This window comes from Azospira sp. APE16 (assembly GCF_047901315.1).
In the GTDB taxonomy this organism is placed as follows: domain Bacteria; phylum Pseudomonadota; class Gammaproteobacteria; order Burkholderiales; family Rhodocyclaceae; genus Azospira; species Azospira oryzae.
The window spans coordinates 272,979-294,283 of sequence record NZ_CP179682.1 but is presented as its reverse complement, the minus strand read 5'-3'; the positions used below and the strand labels follow the sequence as shown (position 1 = coordinate 294,283).

Sequence of the window (21,305 nt, the reverse complement as noted above, 5' to 3'; positions counted from 1 at the left end):
GAGGGTTCAGCGCAGGGCGGCCAGGAGGCGGTTCACCGTGTCGTCGAAAAGGGAGAACAGGTCCTTGGCCTCGGCCGTGCCGCCCACGGTGAAGGGCAGGATCACGGCGGGGATGCCGGCCTTGTCGGCGATCCAGCGGGAGGGGGCATCATACTGGTAAGCGGGCCGCAGGACCATGCGCCCCGGGTTGTGCTGCTGCCGCGCCAGCACTTCCGCCAAGTAGCCGGAAGACGGTTCCATGCCCGGCTTCTGCTCCAGCACGCCGACCTGCTTCAGGCCGAGCCAGGCATTGAGGTAGGGGAAGGCGTCGTGCTGCACCAGTACCGGCACGCCCTTGAGCGGGGCGGCCTTGGCTTCCCAGCGGGCGATGGCGGCCTTCCAGCGTTCGGCGAAGCTGCGGTAGCCGGCCTGGTAGGCCTGGGCCTGGGCCGGGTCCAGCAGGGCCAGGCGCTCGGCCAAGGCCTCGCCGATTTTCAGGTAGAGGCGCGGATCGGTCTGGATGTGGGGATTGCCGCCGGCATGGACGTCGCCGTGGGAGCGGTCCAGCACCGCCGGCACTTCGCGCAGGGTGACGTAGCGGGCCGCCTCGAAATAGCCGGGCTGGCCGCTCTGGATCGCCGGATTGCCCGACTCCCGCTGCACCAGGGGCAGCCAGCCCACCTCCAGCTCGGCGCCGGTGGCCACCAGCAGCTGGGCATTGCGGCCCCGGGCGATGAGGGAGGGCTTGGCCTCGATGCGGTGGGGGTCCTGCAGGCCGTTGGTGGCGGCCACCACATTGACCTTGTCGCCGCCGATCTCCTTCACCAGGGCCGCCCATTCGGGCACCGTGGCCAGCACATTGAGCGTCGCCTGGGCCGGCAGGGTGAAAGCCAGGAGCAGTAAAACAATCAGTCGTTGCATGGAAATTCCTTTCAGCCGGCGAAGGGGCAAAACCCACTCCGCCAAAAAATTCAGATCACCTTGAAAACCACGCTGGTGCCGGCGAGGCTAGGCGCGAGGAGCCGCCGTGTGCTCTTGCACACAAGGCCCCAAGCAACGACGCATCGCCGGTGCCAGCGTGGTTTTTAGAATTTGTGGGCGCCGTGGGTGCCCAGACTCTGGATGTATTGCAGGAACACCTGGTTGTCCGTCTCCCCCAGCCCGGACTGGTCCCGCGCCAGCTGCACGCGGAAGCGGGAGAACTCGCTGGGGCTGTAGTCGAACATGACGCTGTTGCGGGTCGGGTTGTGGCTGGCCATGATCGGGAAGTCGGAACCGCTGAGGATGCCGTTCTTCGCCAGGCCGATGTCCACCGTGCCGTAGTCGAGGCGGTCGTGGCGCAGGCCGGCGCGCCAGCGCGGCATGAACTGGTACACCCCTTGCAGGTACCAGCCGGACTGCTTGCTCTCATAGCTGCCGCTGCAATCGCCGCCGCAGGCACCGGCGGCCGAGTTGCTGGCCAGGGTGCCGCTTTCGGTGCGGCGGAAGTACTCGCCCTGGAGGGTGAAGTTGGTGACGCTGGGGTTGCCGTTGGGCGCCCACTTCCACACCCCGTCCAGGATCCACAGGCGGCTCTTGCCGCTGAAGGTGTCGTCCACCGCCGCCCCCAGGCTGTCCGTGTCCTGGTAGGTACGGTCCTTGGGCGAGGTGCCCAGGTAGGAAAGGCTGGCACGCCAGGCGTTGCTGGGGCCCACGTCGCCGCCCAGGTGGGCGAAGAGGACGCCGGTGGTGGTGCCGTTCTTGTTGCGGTCGGTGCTGGGGAAGGACTGTCCGCGGCCGGCTTCGGCACCGATCTCGAGGAAGGTCTCGGTGGGCGCCAGCCAGCGCAGCTGCACCCCGTCCTGGCCGAACTGGTTGCCGAGGAAGGCCTTGTAGGCCAGGGGCGCATCGACGAAGTCCCAGGCGTGGGCATGCTGCTCGTTGAGATAGCCGAGGCTGGAGAAGAAGCGGCCGGCCTTGAAGTTGAAGCCGCGGCCCAGGCCCAGGCTCTCGATGTAGGCGTTTTCCATGTCCACGCCGCCTTCGGGCTTCAGGGCGGCGATGGCGACGCCGCGCCAGTTGGGGTCCACGTTGGCGCTCAGCACCAGCTCGGTCTCGCCCAGGCTGAAGCTGCGGCTGCCGGGGCCCACTTCGCCCAGGGTCGGGGTGAAGCCGGTAATCTGGTAGCTGTTGGGGTCCTTCTTCAGGTTGTTGTAGGTGCCGGTGAGGATGAGGGAAATTTCCGGGTTGAAGGCATTGGCCCGCACCGGTTCCCGGCTGCGGGAGGCCTGGGCGCTCTCGGCGCTGGCCTTGGCCTCGCCGGCGGTGGCGCTGGCATCCACCGCCGTCTTCTCGGCCTTGACGGCCTTGGTTTCAGCCTGGGCCAGGCGCCCTTCCAGGGCGGCGATGCGCTGCTCGTAGGCGCGCTGCATCTGCTGCAGCTGCTCGCGCATCTGCTTCATTTCCCGGGCCACGTCGGCATCGGGAGCGGCCTGGGCGGCGCCGGCGGCCAGGGCAAACGAAACGGCCAGGGCCAGGGGGGTGTAACGGGGAGTGAACATGGTCTACCTCAATTCAAATCTGACAACGACGGGACAGCGACGGCCGCCCGCCCCCGGCCGGAGAGGCAAGGGGGATGCGGCTCTTCATGGCTCGTTGCTCAGGATCGAGGCGGGGCGCCCTGGCGGGGCAGGGGGGTCGGTAGATGGCGCCAGCGGGGCTCGCTGGCGATGGCCGGCTCGAAAGCGGCCAGGGACAAGGGCAGGGGAGCAGCCGTCGCCGCCAGGGGCGTCGCGTGGCCGCCCAGGTGCAGGCAGACGAGACAGGACTCGGCCGCCGGGCCGGCCCCCTCCTCGCCCTGCAGATGGCTGGCCAGGTGCAGCAGCCACACCGCCGCCAGCAACAGGGGCAGCAGGGCCAGCCAGCGGGCGAGGCGGGCCGAGGGGCGGCAGCGCGGCGCCGGCATCATGGCGGTTTAGACGGCCTGCCCGTCGGCATCGCGGACGCCGCCGCAGAACATGGTGAAAGCCTTCTCCACGTTGTCCTTGGCGAAGTTGCGCACGATGAACACCAGCCGGGTGCTGCGATCGTTGAAGGGTGCGGCTTCCGGCCAGGCATCCAGCACCAGGGTCGGGTAGCGGGTGTGCTGCACGCAATGCACCACCCGGGGCTGCGCCTCCCCGGCCACGTGCACCAGGCCCTTGACCCGCAGGATGCGGTCGCCGCAGGTGGCCAGCAGCACGTCCAGGGCTTCGAGGAAATCGCCCCAGTGCAGGGGCTCGGCAAAGCGCAGGGTGAAGGCGTGCACCAGGGCGTCGTGGCGGTTGGGATCGTGGTCGTGGCCGCTGTGGCTGGCCCGGGTCGCCTTGACCGCCTCCTCCGCCAGCCAGCGGGCCACTTCCGGCGCCTTGGCGGCAGCGTTGAAGGTGCCGCTGTCGAGGAACCAGGCGGCGTCGGCCCGGCCCTGCACCACCACATGGCGCGGCGCGCCGGGGTTGAGACGCTGCAGGCGGCGCTCCAGGCGCGGCAGGGCCTCGGGATCGGCGAGCAGGTCGGACTTGGTCAGCAGCAGGCGGTCGGCCATGGTGACCTGCTTCACCGCCTCGAAGTGGCGCGACAGCTGGCCCTCGGCATGGGTGGCATCCACCGCCGTGATGACGCCATCGGTACGGTAGCGCTCGGCGATGAAGAAGTCTTCCATCAGGGTGTGCATCACCGGCGCCGGATCGGCCAGACCGGTGGTCTCGATCAGCACCCGCTTCAGGGCCTTGATCTCGCGCCGCTGGGCGCGCATGGCCAGGTCCTTCAGGGCCCGCATCAGATCGCCGCGCACGGAGCAGCAGAGGCAGCCGGAGTCGAGCAGCACCAGGTTCTCGTCCACCTTTTCCACCAGATGGTGGTCCAGGCCGGTTTCGCCGAACTCGTTGATGAGCACGGCCGTATCCGCCATCTCCGGCTGGCGCAGGAGGTGGTTGAGCAGGGTGGTCTTGCCGGCGCCGAGGAAGCCGGTGAGGACGCTGACGGGAACGCGGCGGTCCATGGTCTTATGCGCTCACCAGGGCTTGCCGATGCACTGGCGCAGGCCCTTCTCGAAAATGTCCCGGGGCAGGTTGCGGCCGATGAAGACGATGCGCGACTCCCGCGCCTCGTTCTCGGCCCAGGGCCGGCCCACGTTGGTGGCCACCAGCATGTGCACCCCCTGCAGGATGATCTGGTGGGCCTGGCCGGTCACCGCCAGCAGGCCCTTGTAGCGCAGCATGTCCTCGCCGTAGACCTGCACCAGGGCGCCGAAGAATTCGTCCAGGCGGGCCGGGTCGAACTCGCCGTGGGTGGTGAAGGCGAAGCTGCTGATGGCGTTGTTGTGGTGATGGTGGTGGCCGCTGGCGAGGAAATCCGGCTCCCGCTCCAGCACCGACTCCAGGGAGAAGCTGTTCACGTCCAGCAGGGCCGCCAGGTCCACGCCCTGGCCCTGGAGCGTCTCGTAGATAGCGGCGCGGCCGTTGATGTCCATCAGGCGGGCGATCAGGGCGGCCTTCTCGGCTTCGCTCACCAGGTCGGTCTTGGTCAGCAGCAGGCGGTCGGCGAACCCCACCTGCTCCTGGGCGATCTCGTGCTGGTCCAGCTGCGCCATGGCGTGCTTGGCATCCACCAGGGTGAGGATGGCGTCCAGGCGGTAGGCCTGGGCCACTTCCGGCTCCACCAGGAAGGTCTGGGCCACCGGGCCCGGGTCGGCCAGGCCGGTGGTCTCGATCAGCACCCGGTCGAAATGCAGGGTGCCGCTGGCGCGCTTTGCCACCAGCTCGCCCAGGATGCGGGTGAGGTCGCCGCGCACGGTGCAGCAGATGCAGCCGTTGTTCATCTCCACGATCTGCTCTTCGCTTTCCAGCAGCAGATCGTTGTCCACCCCCACTTCGCCGAATTCGTTTTCGATGACGGCGATGCGCTGGCCGTGGGCTTCCTTGAGGATGCGGTTGAGCAGGGTGGTCTTGCCGCTGCCGAGAAAGCCGGTGAGCAGGGTGACGGGAATACGGGGATCGGTGGTGAGCATGGCGGCTTTCAGGGCTGGGCGGCGGCGCAGGCGGGGCACTGGCCGTGGAGATCCACTTCCATGCGGGCCAGGCGGAAGCCGGCGGGGAGTTCGGGGGCGGCGGGGGGCGGCGCATCCAGGCAGAAGATGCGGCCGCAGGCTTCGCAGCGGAAATGGGCGTGGGCGATGTGTTCGGCGGCGGGGCCGGTGGCGGAGTAGCGGAAGACCCGGGAGGCATCGGTGGCCTTGGCCGCCAGGCCGGCGGAGACCAGCCAGTCCAGGGCCCGGTAGAGGGTGACCCGGTCGCCGGCCAGGGGGCCCAGGGCCTTTTCCACCTCCAGGTGGGTCAGGGGCCCGGCGGCGCCCCGCAGCAGGGCCAGCACCTGGACCCGGGCCGGCGTCACCCGGGCGCCGGCGGCGCGGATGGCGGCGGCCGCCTGGACGGCGGGAGCGGCGGCGGAATCGGTCATGACGTCAGGCGCCCGAGGTGCACGGGCGCGGCGGGAGTTGGCGGGAGGGCCATTAGAGCACAACACTATTGCAACTGCAATTGTGTTGCACTTACTCCGCCGCCGCCTCCTTGCCGGCCTTGCCCTTCACCGCCTCGAAGCGGGCCAGGGTGCGTTGGCGGGCCAGATTGTGGTCCACCACCGGCGCCGGGTAGTCGCGGCCGATGATGACACCAGCAGCCTGCTGCTCCAGGGGGGCCATGCGCCAGGGAGCGTGGATGTGCTTGTCCGGCACCCAGGCCAGCTCCGGCACGTAGCGGCGGATGAAGCGGCCCTGGGGATCGAATTTTTCCGACTGGGTGATGGGGTTGAAGATGCGGAACCAGGGCTGGGCGTCGCAGCCGGTGGAGGCGGCCCATTGCCAGCCGCCGTTGTTGGCTGAGAGGTCGAAGTCCAGCAGCAGGTCGGCGAAATGCTGTTCCCCCAGGCGCCAGTCCAGGCCCAGGTCCTTGGTCAGGAAGGAGGCCACCACCATGCGCAGCCGGTTGTGCATCCAGCCGGTCTGGGCCAGCTGGCGCATGGCCGCATCCACCAGGGGATAGCCGGTACGGCCCTCCCGCCAGGCCGCCAGCAGGGCGGGGGCCTCGTCCCACAGCACCCGGTCGAACTCGGGCTTGAAGCAGCCGTCCGGCAGTTGGGGGAAACGGTCCAGCACCATGAAATAGAAGTCGCGCCAGATCAGCTCCGAAAGCCAGGTGGCGGCGCCGGGGCCGCCGCTGCGCCAGGCCTCGCCCGCCAGCTGGCGGATGGAGAGGCAGCCGAAGCGCAGATAGACGGAGAGGTAGGAGACGCCCTTCACCGCCGGAAAATCCCGCTGCTCGGCGTATCGCTCCAGGCGCTGGCGGAAGTCCTGCCAGCGGGCGGCGCCGCCACTCATGCCGGGGACGACGCCGATGCGCTCAAGGTCCGTCGGCAAAAAGCCGATATCTGCCAGTGAAGGCACCCCGCCGCCGTCCGGGGGCGGGGCCAGGTGCCCGCTGTAGCGATCCACCGGATAGGGACGGACATGAAAATCCTCCAGTTTCCCAAGCCAGCAGTTCTTGTAGGGCGTGAACACGGTGTAGGGCGTGCCGCCCTTGGTCAGGACCTCGTCGCCGTCGAAGACGGCCTGGTCCTTGAACAGGTGCAGGGCGATGCCGTCCCGCTCCAGGTCGGCGGCCACCGCCGCGTCCCGGGCCTTGGCCCGGGGCTCGTAGTCCCGATTGGCGAACACCGCCGTCACGCCCAGCTGGCGCGCCAGGGCGGCAATTTCCGCGGCCGCCGGGCCGTGGCGCACCATGAGGCCGCCGCCCTTGGCCTGGAGGGCCACATGGAGTTCCGCCAGGGATTCCCGGATGAACTCGACCCGCCGGTCGCTGCGCCCGGGCAGGGCCTCCAGGATGTCGCTGTCGAAGACGAAGGCGCACCATACCCGGCGCGCCGACTTCAGCGCGTGGTAGAGGGCGGCGTGGTCGTAATCGCGTAGATCACGGCGGAACCAGACAAGGGCGGATTCAAGCATAATGGCAATCGATTCAGGCGCGGCGGGGCAGTGCCGCCCCTACAGGGAAGGGGCTTCCGGGTTCGACGGCCGGAAGGTGCGCCAGATGTTAGCTCTAAATACTCCAGTCGGCGAAGAGGCGTGCGACAGACACGCCTGATCTCAGGAAGGGATCAATGGAAGCGCAAGGACTCGATTTCACCTACGACCCCGAAAGTCGTAGCCTGGTCGCCAGCTTCACTCCGGAAGCGGGAGTGGCGCCCCCCACGATAGACGTCCCCTGGCTGGAAGAACGCATCGCCGAGCTCGGCCACGGCGCCCTGCGGCGCAATGCGGCCGCCCTCGGCGTGCTCGCCGACAGCATCAAGGGCGCCCGCCCGGTGGCGGCCCTGGCGGTGGCCGAGGCGGTGGACGCCAAGGCCGAAGTCAGCGTCGCCGGCGACAAGATGGCCGCCTTCCTCAGCATCACCCCGCCCCAGGGCGGCGCCCCCATCGACGACGCCGCCATCCGCCGGGCCCTGGCCCAGCAGGGCGTCACCACCGGCATCCGGGAGTCCGCCATCGCCCAGGCCCTGGCCCTGGGCCAGGCCGACAACCTGCTCATCGCCGAGGGCCGGGCCCCGGTCCACGGCGAGGACGGGCGCATCGAGGTGCTGGTGCCGGAAAGCCGCAGCCGGGTGCCCCAGGTCAACGAAAAGGGCCTCATGGACTACCGCAACCTGGGGGAAATCCTCACGGTACACGCCGGCCAGGCCGTCATGCAGCGCATTCCCGCCACCCCCGGCACCCCGGGGGAAACCGTTTCCGGCGCCGTGATCCCGGCCCTGGCGGGCAAGGAGACCATGTTCTCCCCCAACCTCTCCGGCGTCGCTCCGGACCCGGCGGACCCCAACAAGCTGGCCGCCGCCATCACCGGCCAGCCGGTGCGCACCCGGGAAGGGGTGATCGTCGAGCCCACCTACACGGTGAATGAAGTCACCATCAATTCGGGCAACATCGACTTCGACGGCGCCGTCACGGTCAAAGGCGACGTCCAGGCCGGCATGACCATCCGCGCCAGCGGCGACATCGAGATCGGCGGCACGGTGGAGGCGGCGGTCATCGTCGCCGGCGGCGACATCGTCATCAAGGGCGGCGCCATCGGCGCCGGCGGCCGCAAGGACGCCCAGGGCAACGAAATCCCCTCCTACATCCAGTGCGGCGGCAGCTTCACCGCCACCTACGTACAGCAGGCCAAGGTGGAGGCGGGCGACAGCATCTTCATCGACGACGTGGCCATGCAGAGCAATCTCATCGCCATCAACCAGATCGTCGTCGGCCACAAGCAGCGGGGCCACATCATCGGCGGCCGGGCCCAGGCCACCCTGCTGGTGAAGGCCAAGGTGATCGGTTCCGGCGCCCACATCGGCACGCGCATCGACATCGGCCTGGACCCCAAGCTGCGGGCCCAGCAGCAGCGCCTGGTGCTGCACCGGCAGCAGGTGGAGGAGCAGCTGGCCCAGGTGGTCAAGCTGCTGGAGCTGGCGGCCAAGCTGCCGGAACGGGTGCCGCCGGAGACCCTGAAGCGGGCCCGCATCACCCGGGAATCCCTGCTGCGCACCCTGACCCGCCTGGGGGAGGAGGAAACCCTGCTGCAGGAACAGCTGCGCCTGGCCCAGAACGCCAAGGTCATCGCCGAGCAGGCGGTGTACGAGGGCATGGAGGTCCATTGCGGCCTGCTGCACTACGCCGTGGTCGGGGACAAGCCCCACGGGCTGCAGGTGCGGGTGGCGGAAGGAGCCCTGGAGGCCGACCAACTGGCCCGGGGCAAGAGCTGAGCGGGACGCCCATGCCGGGACCCGTTCCGGGGTAAAATCCGCCCTGCCATGGACAGCGTCAATCTCACCGACCACTTCCTCATCGCCATGCCGGCGATGGACGACCCCTATTTTTCCCGCGCCCTCGTCTACGTCTGCGAGCACAACGACCAGGGCGCCCTCGGCATCGTCGTCAACAAGCCCCTGGACATGTCCCTGCAGGACCTCTTCGAGAAGGTGGACATTCCCCTCGACGCCACCGGCCTGAACAACCTGCCGGTGTATTTCGGCGGCCCGGTGCAGACCGACCGGGGATTCGTCCTACACCGACCACTGGGCCAGTGGCAATCGACCCTGGCGGTCAACGACGCGGTGGGCCTCACCAGCTCCCGCGACATCCTGGTGGCCATGGGCCAGCAGGGCCAGCCCAGCGACGTGCTGGTGACCCTGGGCTACGCCGGCTGGGGTGCCGGCCAGCTGGAAAACGAACTGGCCCAGAACGGCTGGCTCACCGTGCGCGCCGATCCCTCCATCGTTTTCTCCCTGCCGCCGGAAGAGCGCCTGGCCGCCGCCATGCTCGCCCTGGGCATCGACTTCGCCCATCTGGCCGAGGATGCCGGGCATGCCTGAGGCTGCCGTCGGCATCGCTTCCGCTCTGACCGGCACGGTCCTGGCCTTCGACTTCGGCGAGAAGCGCATCGGCGTCGCCGTCGGCGAGCCCCAGGTCAAGCACGCCCATCCCCTGACGGTGATCCACGCCCAGTCCAACCAGGAGCGTTTCGCCGCCATCGCCGCCCTCATCGCAGAATGGCGCCCCGCCTTGCTGGTGGTCGGCCTGCCGGTCAGTCTGGACGGCAATCCCCACGGCATGACGGCCCGCTGCACCCGCTTCGCCAACCAGCTGAAGGGCCGCTTCGCCCTGCCGGTGGCCTTCGCCGACGAACGCCTGACCTCCCTCGACGCCAACGAGCGCCTGCGGGAAACCGGCCACAACGCCAAATCCGCCAAGCAGCACCTGGACGCGGTGGCGGCCCAACTCATTCTGCAAGCCTATTTCGACACTTCCGACCCTTTCTCCGAACCTGCCGCCCATGCCTGAAGCCATTCCCACCCAGCTCCCCGACGCAGAACTGCAGCTCGCCAGCCTGGCCGAGCAACTGCGCCCCCACCTCACTCCCGACACCGCCCTGGTGGGCATCTACTCCGGTGGCGCCTGGGTCGCCGAGCGTCTCAAGCAGCTGCTCGACATTCGCGAGGAAGTGGGCCAGATCGACGTCTCCTTCTACCGCGACGACTTCGCCGAGAAGGGCCTGCATCCCCAGGTGCGCCCCAGCCACATCCCCTTCGAGGTGGAAGGCCGGCCCCTGATCCTGGTGGACGACGTGCTGTACACCGGCCGCACCACCCGGGCCGCCATCAACGAGCTGTTCGATTACGGCCGCCCGGCCCGGGTCGAACTGGCGGTGCTGGCCGACCGGGGCGAGCGGGAGCTGCCCATCGAGCCCGGCTACTGCGTCTGGGAAGTGGACCTGGAAGAAGGTGAAGAATTGATCCTGGGCCGGGAGGAATCCGGCCGCCTGTTCTGGAAAATGGGGAGGAACGACCGTGGCTGAGATGCTCACCCAGAGCCGTCTGAATCCGCAGCTCGACGCCGAGGGCAAGCTGCAGCACCTGCTGTCCACCGAGGGCCTGCCCCTGCCGGTGATCACCCAGATCCTGGACACCGCCGAGAGCTTCCTCGAGGTCTCGGACCGGGACGTGAAGAAGGTGCCCCTGCTGCGCGGCAAGAGCGTCTTCAATCTCTTCTTCGAGAACTCCACCCGCACCCGCACCACCTTCGAGATCGCCGCCAAGCGCCTCTCGGCGGACGTCATCAACCTGGACGTGTCCCGCTCCTCCACGGCCAAGGGCGAGACCCTGCTCGACACCATCGACAACCTCTGCTCCATGCACGCCGACATGTTCGTGGTGCGCCACGCCACCTCCGGCGCCCCCTTCCTCATCGCCGAGCACTTGAAACGCATCGGCCGGGACGACATCCACGTGGTGAACGCCGGCGACGGCCGCCATGCCCACCCCACCCAGGGGCTGCTGGACATGTACACCATCCGCCACTACAAGAAGGATTTCTCCAACCTGACGGTGGCCATCGTCGGCGACATCCTCCATTCCCGGGTCGCCCGCTCCGACCTGCATGCCCTGCGCACCCTGGGCTGCGGCGAAATCCGCGCCATCGCGCCGAAGACCCTGCTGCCCGGCTACCTGGAAAACCTGGGGGTGAAGGTCTTCCACGACATGAACGAAGGCCTCAAGGACTGCGACGTGGTGATCATGCTGCGCCTGCAGAACGAACGCATGAACGGGGCCCTGCTGCCCTCCGCCGGCGAGTACTTCAAGCGCTACGGCCTGACGCCGGAAAAGCTGGCCCTGGCCAAGCCCGACGCCATCGTCATGCACCCGGGCCCCATGAACCGGGGCGTGGAAATCGACTCGTCCGTGGCCGACGGGCCCCAGGCGGTGATCCTCAACCAGGTCACTTTCGGCATCGCCGTGCGCATGGCGGTGATGGGCATCCTCGCGGGGAACTGAACACCATGAACATCAGCATCAAGAACGGCCGCCTCATCGATCCCAAGAACGGCATCGACGCCCGGCAGGATCTCTTCATCGCCGACGGCCGCATCGCCGCCGTCGGCCAGGCCCCCGCCGGCTTCGTCCCTGAGCGGGAAATCGACGCCGCCGGCTACGTGGTCTGCCCCGGCCTGATCGACCTTTCCGCCCGCCTGCCGAGCCTGGAGGCGGAGCTGGCCTGTGCCGCCGCCAACGGCATCACCACCGTGGTCTGTCCGCCGGACACCCGGCCGGTGCTGGACGAACCGAGCCTGGTGGAACGCCTGATCCAGCGCGCCGAAGCCCTGGGCCTGGCCCGGGTGCTGCCTCTGGGCGCCCTCACCAAGGGCCTGCAGGGCCAGACCCTGGCCAGCATGGCCGGCCTCGCCAGCGCCGGCTGCGTCGCCTTCACCCAGGCCAGCCAGCCCGTCACCGACCTGCAGTCCCTGTACCGGGCCATGCAGTACGCCGCCACCTACGACTTCGCCGTCTGGCTGCGGCCCCAGGATTACCAGCTGGCCAAGGACGGCGTCGCCCACGACGGCGAAATGGCCGCCCGCCTGGGCCTGGCCGGCATCCCCGTAGCCGCCGAGACGGTGGCCATCGCCACCCTGATCGAACTGGCCAAGAGCACCGGCGTGCGCCTGCACCTGATGCGCCTCTCCTCCGCCGCCGGCGTCGCCATGGTGCGCGAGGCCAAGGCCCGGGGCGTCGCCGTCAGCTGCGACGTGGCCGCCCACCACCTGCACCTGGCGGAAGAGGACATCGGCTACTTCAACGCCCAGGCCCGCTTCGACCCGCCCCTGCGCTCCGTGGCGGACCGGGCCGCCCTGCGCTTCGGCCTGGCCGAAGGGGTGATCCAGGCGGTCTGTTCCGACCACACGCCGATGGAGGCGGACGGCAAGCAGGTGCCCTTCGGCGAGGCGGAAGTGGGGGCCCGGGGCCTGGAACTGCTGCTACCCCTGGTGCTGGCCTGGGCCCGGGAGGACGGACTGTCCCTGGGCACGGCCCTGGCCCGGGTCACCAGTGACGCCGCCGCCGTCATCGGCCGCAGCGACCTGGGCCACCTGGCCGTGGGTGCCGTGGCCGACGTCTGCGTCTTCGACGCCGAGACGGAATGGACCATCACTCCGGACGCCTTTACCAGCGTGGGCCGCAACAGCCCCCTGGCGGGACGCACCATGAGCGGCCGCATCCAGGCCGTGGTGGCCGGCGGCCGGCTACTCTAGCCACTCTGCGGCAGGCGGGCGCCGCAATGGCCGTCCCGCCTGCCTCTCCGGGCAGGTCCCTGCCCGGCTCCCATTCCCGCTCTAGCAGCACTCCAGTTCGGCCCGCTGCAGCAATTGCAGCCCTTCCCCGTCGTCGAATTTCTCGAACAGTTCCTCGATGTAGTAGGTATTGGAACAGACCAGGTAGAGCAGGTCCTCCGTCGGCTCGCCGCTGTAGTAGCCCGGCGGAATCTTGGCGACGAAATACTCCCAGTACTTGTTGGTGCGCTCCGGCCCCTCGTAGTGGTGCAGCACCCGGGCCACCACCGCACAGGCGTTGTGCCAGCAGTCGATGCCCTCGAAGGAAACGTAACGGTCCGCCGCGGCGGCTGCTTGTTCTGACATGGCCCATCCTCCCCTGATTGCAATGATTGACGGCCCATTCTGGGGAGCCCGGCGCGGGGCGGACAAGGGCCCCTGCACCAACGGCAGGCTTCTTGCATGAACGACATCATTCCTGCACGAACGACGGAAAGCCGACATGGAAAGCCTGGAATACCTGCTGCAGAAGATGGACCCCGGCGTGGTCATGCTGGACCGGGAGGGGCGCATCCGCCAGCTCAATCCCGCCGCCCGCCAGTTGCTGCAACGCTACCATCCGGCCCTGGAGGGCCGCGCCGTGGTGGACCTGCACCCGGAGCCGAGCCGGCGCAAGATCGCCTGGCTGCTGCAGGAGGCCGCCGCGGGCGATACCCCGGTGCCGGTGACCATGACCATCAACACCCCCGACCGGCCCCTGCTGCTCAGCATCAGCCGCCTGGAAAGCAGCGACGGCGCTGGCGAAGCCGCCGCCGGCTTCTGCCTGCTCCTCTACGACTACCGGGGCCTCAACGCCCTGCCCCAGGCCGCGGCGGAAGAAGGGCGCCTGGCCAAGCTGCCGGTGCTGCTGCAGGGCGGCACCGCCCTGGTGGACCCGGCGGAGGTGGTGCACCTGCAGGCCGAAGGCCATTACGCCCGGCTGTACACCGCCCGGGAATCCTTCCTCTGCCACCTGAGTCTGGCCCAGCTGGAGCGGCGCCTGGACCCGGAACAGTTCCTGCGCATCCACCGCCGCCACCTCATCGCCGTGGCCCACGCCGCCCGCCTGGAGCGCCAGGAGGGACGGCCCTCGGTGGTGATGGCCACCTTTCCCGCCAGCCGCCTGCCCATCGGCCGCAGCCGGGCCGCGGCCGTGGCGGCCCGCCTCGGCTGGTAGCCGCCTGCGCTACAACAGGGAATCGGAGACGGGAAAAAGTCAGGCGTCGGGCAGCAGGCGCTGCACCGCGTCGGCCGGCGGCTCGGCCACTTCCACCACCTTGCGCCGGGAGGTCTGGCCGCTCTTCAGGCTGACGGCGCTCTTGGGCAGGTCGAGGCGGTCGGCGACGAAGGCCAGCAGGGCCGCGTTGGCCTTGCCGTCCACCGGCGGCGCCGCCAGGCGGATCTTCAGGGCGTCGCCGTGGAGGCCGCAGACCTCCGTCTTCTTCGCCCCGGGCTGGATGTGCAGGGTGAGGAGCAGGCGGCCGTCGCCGCCGCGCTGGTGGAACATCAGAAGAGCAGGGGCATGAGGGCGGCCTTGGCGTAGGCCAGCAGCATCAGCAGCACCTGGGCCAGGACGATGGCCACCAGGGGCGACAGGTCCACGTTGGCGATGGGCGGCACGATGCGGCGCAGGGGCTTGAGCAGCGGGTCGGTGAGGGCGTGGATGGGGCCGGCCAGGGGCGTATGGGGATTGACCCAGGAAATCACCGCCTGCACCAGCATGAGGACGATGGCTGCCATCACCGCCATGTGCAGCAGTTCGAAGAAGCCCATGGCCAGGGCCGCCGTGACCAGGGCGCCGGCGCCGAGGGCAGCGCCACCCTTGACCGCCAGCATGGCCGCCTTGACCGCGGCCTGCAGCAGCCAGGCCGGCACCAGGCTGGCGAAGTCCAGGCCGAAGAGGCCGGGAATCGCCCGGCGCAGGGGCAGCACCACCCAGTTGGTGGTCTGCAGCACGAAGTGGCCCAGGGGGTTCTTGAAGGAAACCCGACGCCACTGCATGACGAAGCGCAGCAGCAGCAGATAGCCGAAGAAACTGGCGACCACGTCGAGCAGGAAATTGAGGATGTCGAGCAGCATGGTGGGTATCCGTTCGGTTAGGGGCTATGGGAGCGAGGCTCAGTCGGCGCCGAGCTGCTGGCCCAGTTCCACGCCCCGGGCTTCGGCCGCCTTGACGCCGGCGATGATGCCGGCCTTGACCCCGGCCGTTTCCATCACCGCCAGGGCGGCGGCGGTGGTGCCGCCCTTGGAGGTGACCCGCTCCCGCAGCACGCTGGCCGGGTCCGGCGACTGGGCCGCCAGCTGGGCGGCGCCGAGCACGGTTTCGATGGCCAGGCGGCGGGCCTGCTCGTCGTCGAAGCCCAGGTCCTTGCCGGCCTGCTGCAGGGCCTCAATGAAGAGGAAGACGTAGGCCGGGCCGCTGCCGGAAACGGCGGTGACCGCATCCATCTGGGACTCGTCGGCGAACCACACGGCGCTGCCGACGGCCTCCAGCACGCGCTGGGCGGCGGCGCGGCCGGCGGCGTCCACTTCCGGCAGGGCGTAGAGGCCGGTGACGCCGGCGCCGATCAGGGCCGGGGTGTTGGGCATGGTGCGCACCAGGCGGCGGTGGCCGCCCAGCCAGCGGGAGAGGGAGGCCAGGTTGAGGCCGGCGGCGATGCTCACCACCAGTTGGTCCTTGAGATGGGGGCCGATGGGGGCGATGGCCTCCTTCATGCTCTGGGGCTTCACCGCCAGGACGATGACGTCGCAGTCCCAGGCCGCCGCCTCGGCGCCGGCAAAGGTGCGCACGCCGTAGGCCGCTTCCAGCTTGCTACGGTTGTCGGCGTTGAGCTCCACCACGGCGATGTCGCCGGCGGCGAAGCCCTTGTTCACCAGGCCGCCGATGAGGGCATTGGCCATGTTGCCGCCGCCGAGGAAAGTGATCTTCATGGGGAAAGTCCTTCTAGGTCTTGGAGTAATCGCGGGCACCGAAAATGGCGGTGCCGACGCGGACAATGGTGGCGCCTTCGGCCACGGCGGCCTCCAGGTCGTGGGACATGCCCATGGACAGGGTATCCAGGGCCAGGCCTTCGGCCCGCAGCTGTTCGTAGAACTGGCGCAGGCGGCGGCAGGGCTCACGCTGGGCCGTTTCGTCTGTTGCCGGCGCCGGGATGGCCATCAGGCCGCGCAGGGTCAGGTTGGGCAGGGCCGCCACGGCCCGGCACAGATCGGCCGCCTGGTCCAGGTCGCAGCCGCTCTTGCTGGCTTCGCCGGAGATATTCACCTGGACGCACACCTGCAGCGGCGGCAGGTCTGCCGGACGCTGCTCGGAGAGGCGCTGGGCGATCTTCAGCCGGTCGATGCTGTGCACCCAGTCGAAGCGTTCGGCCACGGGCCGGGTCTTGTTGCTCTGCAGGGGGCCGATGAAATGCCATTCCAGATCGCTGTGCCCTGCGGCCCGCAGCTGGTCGATCTTGTCGCAGCCTTCCTGCACGTAGTTCTCGCCGAAGGCCCGCTGGCCGGCAGCGGCCGCCTCGACCACGCACTCCGCCGGCCAGGTCTTGGCCACGGCCAGCAGCGAGACCGCGGACGGATCCCGGCCGCAGGCGCGGGCAGCGGCGTCGATGCGGGCTTTGACAGCTTGCAGGTTGGCGAAAATAGGCGTCATAATCGGGCGCTAAAACATGGGCAATCGTGGCGCGAAAGTATAGCACCGCCGGGCCGGAGCGCCCGGCACCGGGCCGGCGCCGCCGCCCTGCTCCAGTGTGCGCCGGGCGCCCCGTTTAGCTCCCATTCACTCCCGTTTTCCGCCTCCAAGGACCGTTGATGGACATCACCGAACTGCTCGCCTTCGGCGTCAAGAACAAGGCCTCCGACCTGCACCTCTCCGCCGGCCTGCCGCCCATGATCCGGGTCCACGGCGACGTGCGCCGCATCAACCTGCCGGCCATGGAGCACAAGGACGTGCACGCCATGGTGTACGACATCATGAACGACGGCCAGCGCAAGACCTACGAAGAGAACCTGGAGTGCGACTTCTCCTTCGAAGTGCCCAACCTGGCCCGTTTCCGGGTCAATGCTTTCGTCCAGCACCGGGGCGCCGGCGCCGTCTTCCGGACCATTCCCTCCAAGGTGCTGAGCCTGGAGGACCTCAACGCGCCGAAGATCTTCAAGGAGATTTCCGAATTCCCCCGGGGCATCGTGCTGGTCACCGGCCCCACCGGTTCCGGTAAGTCCACCACCCTGGCGGCCATGGTGAACCACATCAACGAAAACGATTACGGCCACATCCTGACCGTGGAAGACCCCATCGAATTCGTGCACGAAGCCAAGAAGTGCCTCATCAACCAGCGGGAAGTGGGTCCCCACACCCTGTCCTTCAACAACGCCCTGCGCTCGGCCCTGCGGGAAGACCCGGACGTGATCCTGGTGGGCGAAATGCGCGACCTGGAAACCATCCGCCTGGCCATGACGGCGGCAGAAACGGGTCACCTGGTGTTCGGCACCCTGCACACCTCCTCCGCCGCCAAGACGGTGGACCGGATCATCGACGTCTTCCCCGCGGCGGAGAAGGAAATGATCCGGGCCATGCTCTCCGAATCCCTGCGCGCCGTCATTTCCCAGACCCTGCTGAAGACCAAGGACGGCAATGGCCGGGTGGCGGCCCACGAGATCATGATCGGCACCCCGGCCATCCGCAACCTGATCCGGGAAGCCAAGATCGCCCAGATGTATTCGGCCATCCAGACTGGCCAGCAGTTCGGCATGCAGACCCTGGACCAGAACCTCACCGATCTGGTGCGGCGCAACGTCATTTCGCCGGCGGAAGCCCGCACCAAGGCGGTCAACAAGGACATGTTCGGCGGCTAGGCGCCGGGGAAGAATTATGGAAAGAGATCAGGCACTCAAATTCATCCAGGACCTGCTGCGCCTCATGGTGCAGAAGAAGGGCTCGGACCTTTTCATCACCGCCGGCTTCCCCCCGCCATCAAGGTGGATGGCAAGATGACCCCGGTCTCCAACCAGGCCCTGACACCCCAGCACACGGCGGAACTGGCCCGCTCCATCATGAACGACCGGCAGGCGGCGGAATTCGAATCCACCAAGGAGTGCAACTTCGCCATCTCCCCCGCCGGCATCGGCCGCTTCCGGGTCAATGCCTTCGTCCAGCAGGGCCGCATCGGCGTCATCTGCCGCACCATCAACACCACCATTCCCCGTTTCGAGGACCTGGGCCTGCCGCCGGTGCTGAAGGACGTGGCCATGACCAAGCGGGGCCTGGTGCTGTTCGTCGGCGGCACCGGCTCCGGCAAGTCCACCTCCCTGGCGGCCATGATCGGCTACCGCAACGAAAACTCCTACGGCCACATCATCACCATCGAGGACCCGGTGGAGTACGTGCACGAGCACAAGAACTGCATCGTCACCCAGCGCGAGGTTGGCGTCGATACGGACTCCTGGGAAATGGCCCTGAAGAACACCCTGCGCCAGGCGCCGGACGTGATCCTGATCGGCGAAATCCGCGACCGGGAGACCATGGAGCACGCCGTGGCCTTCGCCGAGACCGGCCACCTGGCCATGGGCACCCTGCACGCCAACTCCACCAACCAGGCCCTCGACCGGATCATCAACTTCTTCCCGGAAGAGCGGCGCCAGCAGCTGCTGATGGACCTCTCCCTCAACCTGCGCGGCATCGTCTCCCAGCGCCTCATCCCCCTCAAGGACGGCAAGGGCCGGGCGGCAGCCATCGAGGTCATGCTCAACTCGCCCCTGATCTCCGACCTGATCTTCAAGGGCGAGGTCACCGAGATCAAGGAGATCATGAAGAAGTCCCGGGAGCTGGGCATGCAGACCTTCGACCAGTCCCTCTTCGATCTCTACGAGGCCGGTCGCATCAGCTACGAGGACGCCCTGCGCAACGCCGACTCGGTGAACGACCTGCGCCTGCAGATCAAGCTGCACGGCAAGGAATCGAAGGACCGGGACCTGGCGGCCGGCATCGGCCACCTGGATATCGTCTGATACGGGCGCAGCAGCCCCAAAGAAAAACGGCGGAAATTTCCGCCGTTTTTTATTGCCTGCGCCCACCGTGGCGGCGCAGCGCAATGCTTACTCCCCGGACTCTTCCTCGCCCGGCTTCTTGCGCCGGTTGAAGCCGGCCACCATCTTGAACTGGTACAGGCGGCATTCCAGGGCCCCGTTGTAGAGGGGCGTCTTCTTGCCCGGCTTGAGGCCGACGCCCTTGGGCAGGGCCGGGTCGGCGGTGAGGAAGTAGCAGGTCCAGCCGGCGTACTTCTGCTTGAGGGCGGTGCCCAGCTGGGGATAGAAGGCCAGCAGGTTGTCCAGCTCCTCCAGCCGCTCGCCGTAGGGCGGGTTGCAGATCATGAGGCCGGCTTCGGGCGGCGGCGCCGTCTCCAGGATGTCGCCCACGGCCAGATCGACGGCCGGCAGCAGGCCGGAGCGGTCCAGGTTGGCCAGGGCCGAACGGTAGGCACTGGGGGACACGTCGCGGCCGAACAGGGTCGGCTTGCCGGCGGGCTTGCGCTCGCCCTGCACGGCGGCGTTCTTGAGGCGCCGCCACAGCTGGGCGTCGAAGCCCTTGAGGTTCTCAAAGGCGAAGCTGCGGCGGGCGCCGGGAGCGATGTTGCAGACCTGCTGGGCCGCCTCCAGGAGGAAGGTGCCGCTGCCGCACATGGGGTCCAGCAGCACGGTGCCCGGCTGCCAGCCGGCCAGACGCAGGATGCCGGCTGCCAGGTTCTCCTTCAGCGGCGCCTCCACCGTCTTCTGCCGGTAGCCCCGCTGGTAGAGGGGGGCGCCGGTGGTGTCCAGGTACAGGGTGCAGTCCTCGGCGGTGAGGAAGGCGTGGATGCGCACTTCCGGCTCCCGGGTATCCACGCTGGGGCGCTCGCCGCACTGGTCGCGGAAGACGTCGCAGACCGCGTCCTTGATGCGCAGGGTGATGAACTCCAGGCTCTTCAGGGGTGACTTGATGGCGGTGACGTACACCCGGATGGTGCGGCTGACGTCGAAATGGCGGGGCCAGTCGATCTTGCTCGCCTGCTTGTAGATGTCCTCCTCCTTCAGGTACTTGCCGAAGGAGAGCTGCAGCATGAGCCGGGTGGCGATGCGGGAGTTGAGGTTGGTGCGGTACACCGTCTCCCAGGTGCCGCGGCAGGCGACGCCGCTGGCGACGATGCGGATGTCGCTGGCGCCGGCGGCGGTGAGGTCTTCCGCCAGCAGGGCTTCCAGACCCCGGGGACAGGTTGCGAAGAGTTTGAACATGGAAGCAGCTTTCAGAAGGGTTTGAGGACGACCAGGAAGACCACGACGAAGAGGATCAGCACCGGCAGTTCGTTGAACCAGCGGAACCAGACATGGCTGCGCCGGTTGGTACCGGCGGCGAACTGCTTGAGCAGGGTGCCGCAGTAGGCGTGGTAGCCGATCAGCACCAGCACCAGGGTCAGCTTGGCGTGGAGCCAGCCGCCGGCAAAGTCGTAGCCGAGCCACAGCCAGGTGCCGAAGACCAGGGCCAGCACGCCCAGGGGGGTCATGAAGCGGAACAGCTTGCGCGCCATGAGCAGCAGCCGCTCCCGCTCCGCCGTGCTGTCCGCCGGCACCATGGCCAGATTGACGAAGATGCGCGGCAGGTAGAAGAGGCCGGCGAACCAGCTGGCGACGAGAATGATGTGCAGGGCCTTGAGGATCAGCATGGGGTTTTCTCCGAGAGGGCGGCGGCAATGCCGTCATCCACGTGGGGGTAAAGCAGGTGGTAGCGCAGTTCTTCCTTCAGGCGCCGGTTGGCCAGGCGCCGGGACTCGCTCATGAAGGACAGCTGCAGGGGCGACAGCACGGCAGCCGCCTCGGCCCGGCTCAGGCGCGGCGGGCGGGGCAGGCCGAAGGCATCCGCCACCCGGTCGAAATACTCGCCCATCTTCAGGCAGGAATCGTCGCTGGCGTTGTAGCAGCGGTTGGCCCGGCCCCGCACCAGGGCCGCCGCCGCCAGACCGGCCAGGTCGGCGGCGTGGATATGGTTGGTGAACACGTCGTCGGCCTCCACCAGGGCCGGGGTGCCCGCCTGCAGCCGCGCCAGGGGCAGGCGGTCGGCGGCGTAGATGCCGGGGGCGCGCAGGATGCTGACCCGCACCCCGTTGTCGCGGCCCCAGCGGCGCAGGGCCTGTTCGGCGTCCAGGCGCCGCTGGCCCCGGGGGCTGCGGGGGCGCGGCGGGGCGGTTTCGTCGGTGGCGGCCCCGGCCCGGTCCCCATATACCCCTGTCGTACTGATATAGGTAAGGGCCTGTGGTAGACTTTTCCGTGACTTATTTCCGCCTGCCGCCTTGCCCAGAGCGGCCAGCAAGTGCCGCGTGCGGGTATCCCGCAGGCCCCGGTCGGGCGGAGGAGCCAGGTGCAGGACCTGATCGAACACGCCGGCCAGGCGCCCCAGGGTGGACGGCCGGTCCAGGTCGCCCGCCAGCGGCACGGCGCCGGCCTGCCGCCAGCGCTGGTGCTGGGCCGGGTCCCGCAACAGGGCGAAAACGCGATAGCGCCGGAGGAGTTGGGGCAGGGCGCGCCAGGCCACATCGCCGCAACCGACAATCAATAATCTTTGCACCGCGGCATTTTAGCCGGTTCGGTGCCTTTGGAAGTCGAAAAAGGGGAACC

23 protein-coding genes and 1 pseudogene are annotated in these 21,305 nt (G+C 68.6%); 9 read left to right on the top strand and 15 right to left on the bottom strand.

Features of this window, described 5'->3' with window-relative positions; genetic code table 11:
* Positions 1 to 6 precede the first annotated feature (6 nt).
* From ACLSSQ_RS01490 to ACLSSQ_RS01460, 7 genes are all read right to left on the bottom strand, one after another.
* Positions 7 to 900 carry a metal ABC transporter substrate-binding protein gene (locus ACLSSQ_RS01490; RefSeq protein WP_416243594.1) on the bottom strand — a complete coding sequence of 298 codons (894 nt, stop codon included), beginning with the start codon at positions 898 to 900 and terminating at the stop codon, positions 7 to 9.
* A gap of 164 nt (positions 901 to 1,064) precedes the next feature.
* Positions 1,065 to 2,519, bottom strand: coding sequence for a hypothetical protein (locus ACLSSQ_RS01485; RefSeq protein ID WP_416243593.1), 1,455 nt, complete (start codon positions 2,517 to 2,519; stop codon positions 1,065 to 1,067).
* Positions 2,520 to 2,617: 98 nt separating this feature from the next.
* Positions 2,618 to 2,926, bottom strand: a complete 309-nt coding sequence (locus ACLSSQ_RS01480) for a hypothetical protein (protein ID WP_416243592.1) — start codon at positions 2,924 to 2,926, stop codon at positions 2,618 to 2,620.
* Between the two features lie 6 nt (positions 2,927 to 2,932).
* Positions 2,933 to 3,997, bottom strand: coding sequence for a CobW family GTP-binding protein (locus ACLSSQ_RS01475; protein WP_416243591.1), 1,065 nt, complete (start codon positions 3,995 to 3,997; stop codon positions 2,933 to 2,935).
* Positions 3,998 to 4,009: 12 nt separating this feature from the next.
* Positions 4,010 to 5,005, bottom strand: coding sequence for a CobW family GTP-binding protein (locus ACLSSQ_RS01470; protein ID WP_416243590.1), 996 nt, complete (start codon positions 5,003 to 5,005; stop codon positions 4,010 to 4,012).
* An 8-nt stretch (positions 5,006 to 5,013) separates the two neighbouring features.
* A complete protein-coding gene (locus tag ACLSSQ_RS01465) occupies positions 5,014 to 5,454 on the bottom strand; it encodes a Fur family transcriptional regulator (RefSeq protein WP_130459767.1) in 441 nt (146 codons plus the stop codon).
* 91 nt (positions 5,455 to 5,545) lie between these two features.
* Positions 5,546 to 6,994, bottom strand: coding sequence for a cryptochrome/photolyase family protein (locus tag ACLSSQ_RS01460; RefSeq protein WP_416243589.1), 1,449 nt, complete (start codon positions 6,992 to 6,994; stop codon positions 5,546 to 5,548).
* A 155-nt stretch (positions 6,995 to 7,149) separates the two neighbouring features.
* Here ACLSSQ_RS01460 and ACLSSQ_RS01455 point away from each other — a divergent pair, with 155 nt between their 5' ends.
* From ACLSSQ_RS01455 to ACLSSQ_RS01430, 6 genes are read left to right on the top strand one after another with little or no spacing between them, the layout of a single operon-like run.
* Positions 7,150 to 8,790, top strand: coding sequence for a DUF342 domain-containing protein (locus tag ACLSSQ_RS01455; RefSeq protein ID WP_416243588.1), 1,641 nt, complete (start codon positions 7,150 to 7,152; stop codon positions 8,788 to 8,790).
* Between the two features lie 48 nt (positions 8,791 to 8,838).
* On the top strand, positions 8,839 to 9,399 hold the full coding sequence (locus ACLSSQ_RS01450) for a YqgE/AlgH family protein (RefSeq protein ID WP_416243587.1): 561 nt from the start codon (positions 8,839 to 8,841) through the stop codon (positions 9,397 to 9,399).
* Positions 9,392 to 9,868 carry a Holliday junction resolvase RuvX gene (ruvX, locus tag ACLSSQ_RS01445; RefSeq protein WP_416243586.1) on the top strand — a complete coding sequence of 159 codons (477 nt, stop codon included), beginning with the start codon at positions 9,392 to 9,394 and terminating at the stop codon, positions 9,866 to 9,868. The genes ACLSSQ_RS01450 and ruvX overlap by 8 nt, the downstream gene beginning before the upstream one ends.
* Positions 9,861 to 10,382: a bifunctional pyr operon transcriptional regulator/uracil phosphoribosyltransferase PyrR gene (gene pyrR, locus ACLSSQ_RS01440; RefSeq protein ID WP_014235706.1), complete on the top strand. Its 522-nt coding sequence runs from the start codon at positions 9,861 to 9,863 to the stop codon at positions 10,380 to 10,382. The genes ruvX and pyrR overlap by 8 nt, the downstream gene beginning before the upstream one ends.
* A gap of 1 nt (position 10,383) precedes the next feature.
* On the top strand, positions 10,384 to 11,358 hold the full coding sequence (locus ACLSSQ_RS01435; protein ID WP_130459938.1) for an aspartate carbamoyltransferase catalytic subunit: 975 nt from the start codon (positions 10,384 to 10,386) through the stop codon (positions 11,356 to 11,358).
* 5 nt (positions 11,359 to 11,363) lie between these two features.
* On the top strand, positions 11,364 to 12,608 hold the full coding sequence (locus tag ACLSSQ_RS01430; protein ID WP_416243585.1) for a dihydroorotase: 1,245 nt from the start codon (positions 11,364 to 11,366) through the stop codon (positions 12,606 to 12,608).
* Between the two features lie 81 nt (positions 12,609 to 12,689).
* On the opposite strand, the gene cowN is transcribed toward ACLSSQ_RS01430, so the two are convergent.
* Positions 12,690 to 12,992, bottom strand: coding sequence for a N(2)-fixation sustaining protein CowN (gene cowN, locus ACLSSQ_RS01425; RefSeq protein ID WP_416243584.1), 303 nt, complete (start codon positions 12,990 to 12,992; stop codon positions 12,690 to 12,692).
* A 136-nt stretch (positions 12,993 to 13,128) separates the two neighbouring features.
* On the opposite strand from cowN, the gene ACLSSQ_RS01420 reads away from it, so the two are divergent.
* Positions 13,129 to 13,842 (top strand): LytTR family transcriptional regulator DNA-binding domain-containing protein, encoded by a 714-nt coding sequence (locus ACLSSQ_RS01420; protein ID WP_416243583.1) that lies wholly within the window; start codon positions 13,129 to 13,131, stop codon positions 13,840 to 13,842.
* A gap of 39 nt (positions 13,843 to 13,881) precedes the next feature.
* On the opposite strand, the gene ACLSSQ_RS01415 is transcribed toward ACLSSQ_RS01420, so the two are convergent.
* From ACLSSQ_RS01415 to ACLSSQ_RS01400, 4 genes are read right to left on the bottom strand one after another with little or no spacing between them, the layout of a single operon-like run.
* On the bottom strand, positions 13,882 to 14,172 hold the full coding sequence (locus tag ACLSSQ_RS01415) for a DUF167 domain-containing protein (RefSeq protein ID WP_152090054.1): 291 nt from the start codon (positions 14,170 to 14,172) through the stop codon (positions 13,882 to 13,884).
* On the bottom strand, positions 14,172 to 14,744 hold the full coding sequence (locus ACLSSQ_RS01410; protein ID WP_130459761.1) for a YggT family protein: 573 nt from the start codon (positions 14,742 to 14,744) through the stop codon (positions 14,172 to 14,174). The genes ACLSSQ_RS01415 and ACLSSQ_RS01410 overlap by 1 nt, the downstream gene beginning before the upstream one ends.
* A 39-nt stretch (positions 14,745 to 14,783) precedes the next feature.
* Positions 14,784 to 15,596, bottom strand: coding sequence for a pyrroline-5-carboxylate reductase (gene proC, locus ACLSSQ_RS01405; RefSeq protein ID WP_014235713.1), 813 nt, complete (start codon positions 15,594 to 15,596; stop codon positions 14,784 to 14,786).
* A 13-nt stretch (positions 15,597 to 15,609) separates the two neighbouring features.
* Positions 15,610 to 16,314, bottom strand: coding sequence for a YggS family pyridoxal phosphate-dependent enzyme (locus ACLSSQ_RS01400; protein WP_416243582.1), 705 nt, complete (start codon positions 16,312 to 16,314; stop codon positions 15,610 to 15,612).
* A 158-nt stretch (positions 16,315 to 16,472) separates the two neighbouring features.
* On the opposite strand from ACLSSQ_RS01400, the gene ACLSSQ_RS01395 reads away from it, so the two are divergent.
* Positions 16,473 to 17,516 carry a type IV pilus twitching motility protein PilT gene (locus tag ACLSSQ_RS01395; RefSeq protein WP_014235715.1) on the top strand — a complete coding sequence of 348 codons (1,044 nt, stop codon included), beginning with the start codon at positions 16,473 to 16,475 and terminating at the stop codon, positions 17,514 to 17,516.
* Positions 17,517 to 17,532: 16 nt separating this feature from the next.
* Positions 17,533 to 18,668, top strand: a pseudogene (locus tag ACLSSQ_RS01390) (PilT/PilU family type 4a pilus ATPase).
* Between the two features lie 87 nt (positions 18,669 to 18,755).
* Here the strand turns inward: ACLSSQ_RS01390 and ACLSSQ_RS01385 are convergent.
* Genes ACLSSQ_RS01385 through ACLSSQ_RS01375 form a run of 3 tightly spaced genes read right to left on the bottom strand, consistent with a single transcriptional unit; the run spans position 18,756 to position 21,255 of the window.
* Complete coding sequence (locus ACLSSQ_RS01385) at positions 18,756 to 19,928, bottom strand: THUMP domain-containing class I SAM-dependent RNA methyltransferase (RefSeq protein ID WP_416243581.1); 1,173 nt, start codon at positions 19,926 to 19,928, stop codon at positions 18,756 to 18,758.
* Between the two features lie 11 nt (positions 19,929 to 19,939).
* Positions 19,940 to 20,356 carry a CopD family protein gene (locus tag ACLSSQ_RS01380; protein WP_416243580.1) on the bottom strand — a complete coding sequence of 139 codons (417 nt, stop codon included), beginning with the start codon at positions 20,354 to 20,356 and terminating at the stop codon, positions 19,940 to 19,942.
* On the bottom strand, positions 20,350 to 21,255 hold the full coding sequence (locus tag ACLSSQ_RS01375) for an NAD-dependent epimerase/dehydratase family protein (RefSeq protein ID WP_416243579.1): 906 nt from the start codon (positions 21,253 to 21,255) through the stop codon (positions 20,350 to 20,352). Before ACLSSQ_RS01375 ends, ACLSSQ_RS01380 begins: the two co-directional genes overlap by 7 nt.
* Positions 21,256 to 21,305: the final 50 nt, after the last annotated feature.

Excerpts from the sequence above, each read along its gene's own strand:
- ACLSSQ_RS01415 (WP_152090054.1), bottom strand. The coding sequence starts at position 14,172 with ATGTTCCACCAGCGCGGCGGCGACGGCCGCCTGCTCCTCACCCTGCAC.
- ACLSSQ_RS01435 (WP_130459938.1), top strand. The coding sequence starts at position 10,384 with ATGCTCACCCAGAGCCGTCTGAATCCGCAGCTCGACGCCGAGGGCAAG.
- ACLSSQ_RS01400 (WP_416243582.1), bottom strand. The coding sequence starts at position 16,314 with ATGACGCCTATTTTCGCCAACCTGCAAGCTGTCAAAGCCCGCATCGAC.
- ACLSSQ_RS01470 (WP_416243590.1), bottom strand. The coding sequence starts at position 5,005 with ATGCTCACCACCGATCCCCGTATTCCCGTCACCCTGCTCACCGGCTTT.
- ACLSSQ_RS01460 (WP_416243589.1), bottom strand. The coding sequence starts at position 6,994 with ATGCTTGAATCCGCCCTTGTCTGGTTCCGCCGTGATCTACGCGATTAC.
- ACLSSQ_RS01395 (WP_014235715.1), top strand. The coding sequence starts at position 16,473 with ATGGACATCACCGAACTGCTCGCCTTCGGCGTCAAGAACAAGGCCTCC.
- ACLSSQ_RS01465 (WP_130459767.1), bottom strand. The coding sequence starts at position 5,454 with ATGACCGATTCCGCCGCCGCTCCCGCCGTCCAGGCGGCCGCCGCCATC.
- ACLSSQ_RS01450 (WP_416243587.1), top strand. The coding sequence starts at position 8,839 with ATGGACAGCGTCAATCTCACCGACCACTTCCTCATCGCCATGCCGGCG.
- ACLSSQ_RS01420 (WP_416243583.1), top strand. The coding sequence starts at position 13,129 with ATGGAAAGCCTGGAATACCTGCTGCAGAAGATGGACCCCGGCGTGGTC.
- ACLSSQ_RS01455 (WP_416243588.1), top strand. The coding sequence starts at position 7,150 with ATGGAAGCGCAAGGACTCGATTTCACCTACGACCCCGAAAGTCGTAGC.
- ACLSSQ_RS01490 (WP_416243594.1), bottom strand. The coding sequence starts at position 900 with ATGCAACGACTGATTGTTTTACTGCTCCTGGCTTTCACCCTGCCGGCC.
- ACLSSQ_RS01480 (WP_416243592.1), bottom strand. The coding sequence starts at position 2,926 with ATGATGCCGGCGCCGCGCTGCCGCCCCTCGGCCCGCCTCGCCCGCTGG.
- ACLSSQ_RS01410 (WP_130459761.1), bottom strand. The coding sequence starts at position 14,744 with ATGCTGCTCGACATCCTCAATTTCCTGCTCGACGTGGTCGCCAGTTTC.
- proC (WP_014235713.1), bottom strand. The coding sequence starts at position 15,596 with ATGAAGATCACTTTCCTCGGCGGCGGCAACATGGCCAATGCCCTCATC.
- pyrR (WP_014235706.1), top strand. The coding sequence starts at position 9,861 with ATGCCTGAAGCCATTCCCACCCAGCTCCCCGACGCAGAACTGCAGCTC.
- ACLSSQ_RS01475 (WP_416243591.1), bottom strand. The coding sequence starts at position 3,997 with ATGGACCGCCGCGTTCCCGTCAGCGTCCTCACCGGCTTCCTCGGCGCC.
- ACLSSQ_RS01385 (WP_416243581.1), bottom strand. The coding sequence starts at position 19,928 with ATGTTCAAACTCTTCGCAACCTGTCCCCGGGGTCTGGAAGCCCTGCTG.
- ACLSSQ_RS01380 (WP_416243580.1), bottom strand. The coding sequence starts at position 20,356 with ATGCTGATCCTCAAGGCCCTGCACATCATTCTCGTCGCCAGCTGGTTC.
- ACLSSQ_RS01430 (WP_416243585.1), top strand. The coding sequence starts at position 11,364 with ATGAACATCAGCATCAAGAACGGCCGCCTCATCGATCCCAAGAACGGC.
- ruvX (WP_416243586.1), top strand. The coding sequence starts at position 9,392 with ATGCCTGAGGCTGCCGTCGGCATCGCTTCCGCTCTGACCGGCACGGTC.
- cowN (WP_416243584.1), bottom strand. The coding sequence starts at position 12,992 with ATGTCAGAACAAGCAGCCGCCGCGGCGGACCGTTACGTTTCCTTCGAG.
- ACLSSQ_RS01485 (WP_416243593.1), bottom strand. The coding sequence starts at position 2,519 with ATGTTCACTCCCCGTTACACCCCCCTGGCCCTGGCCGTTTCGTTTGCC.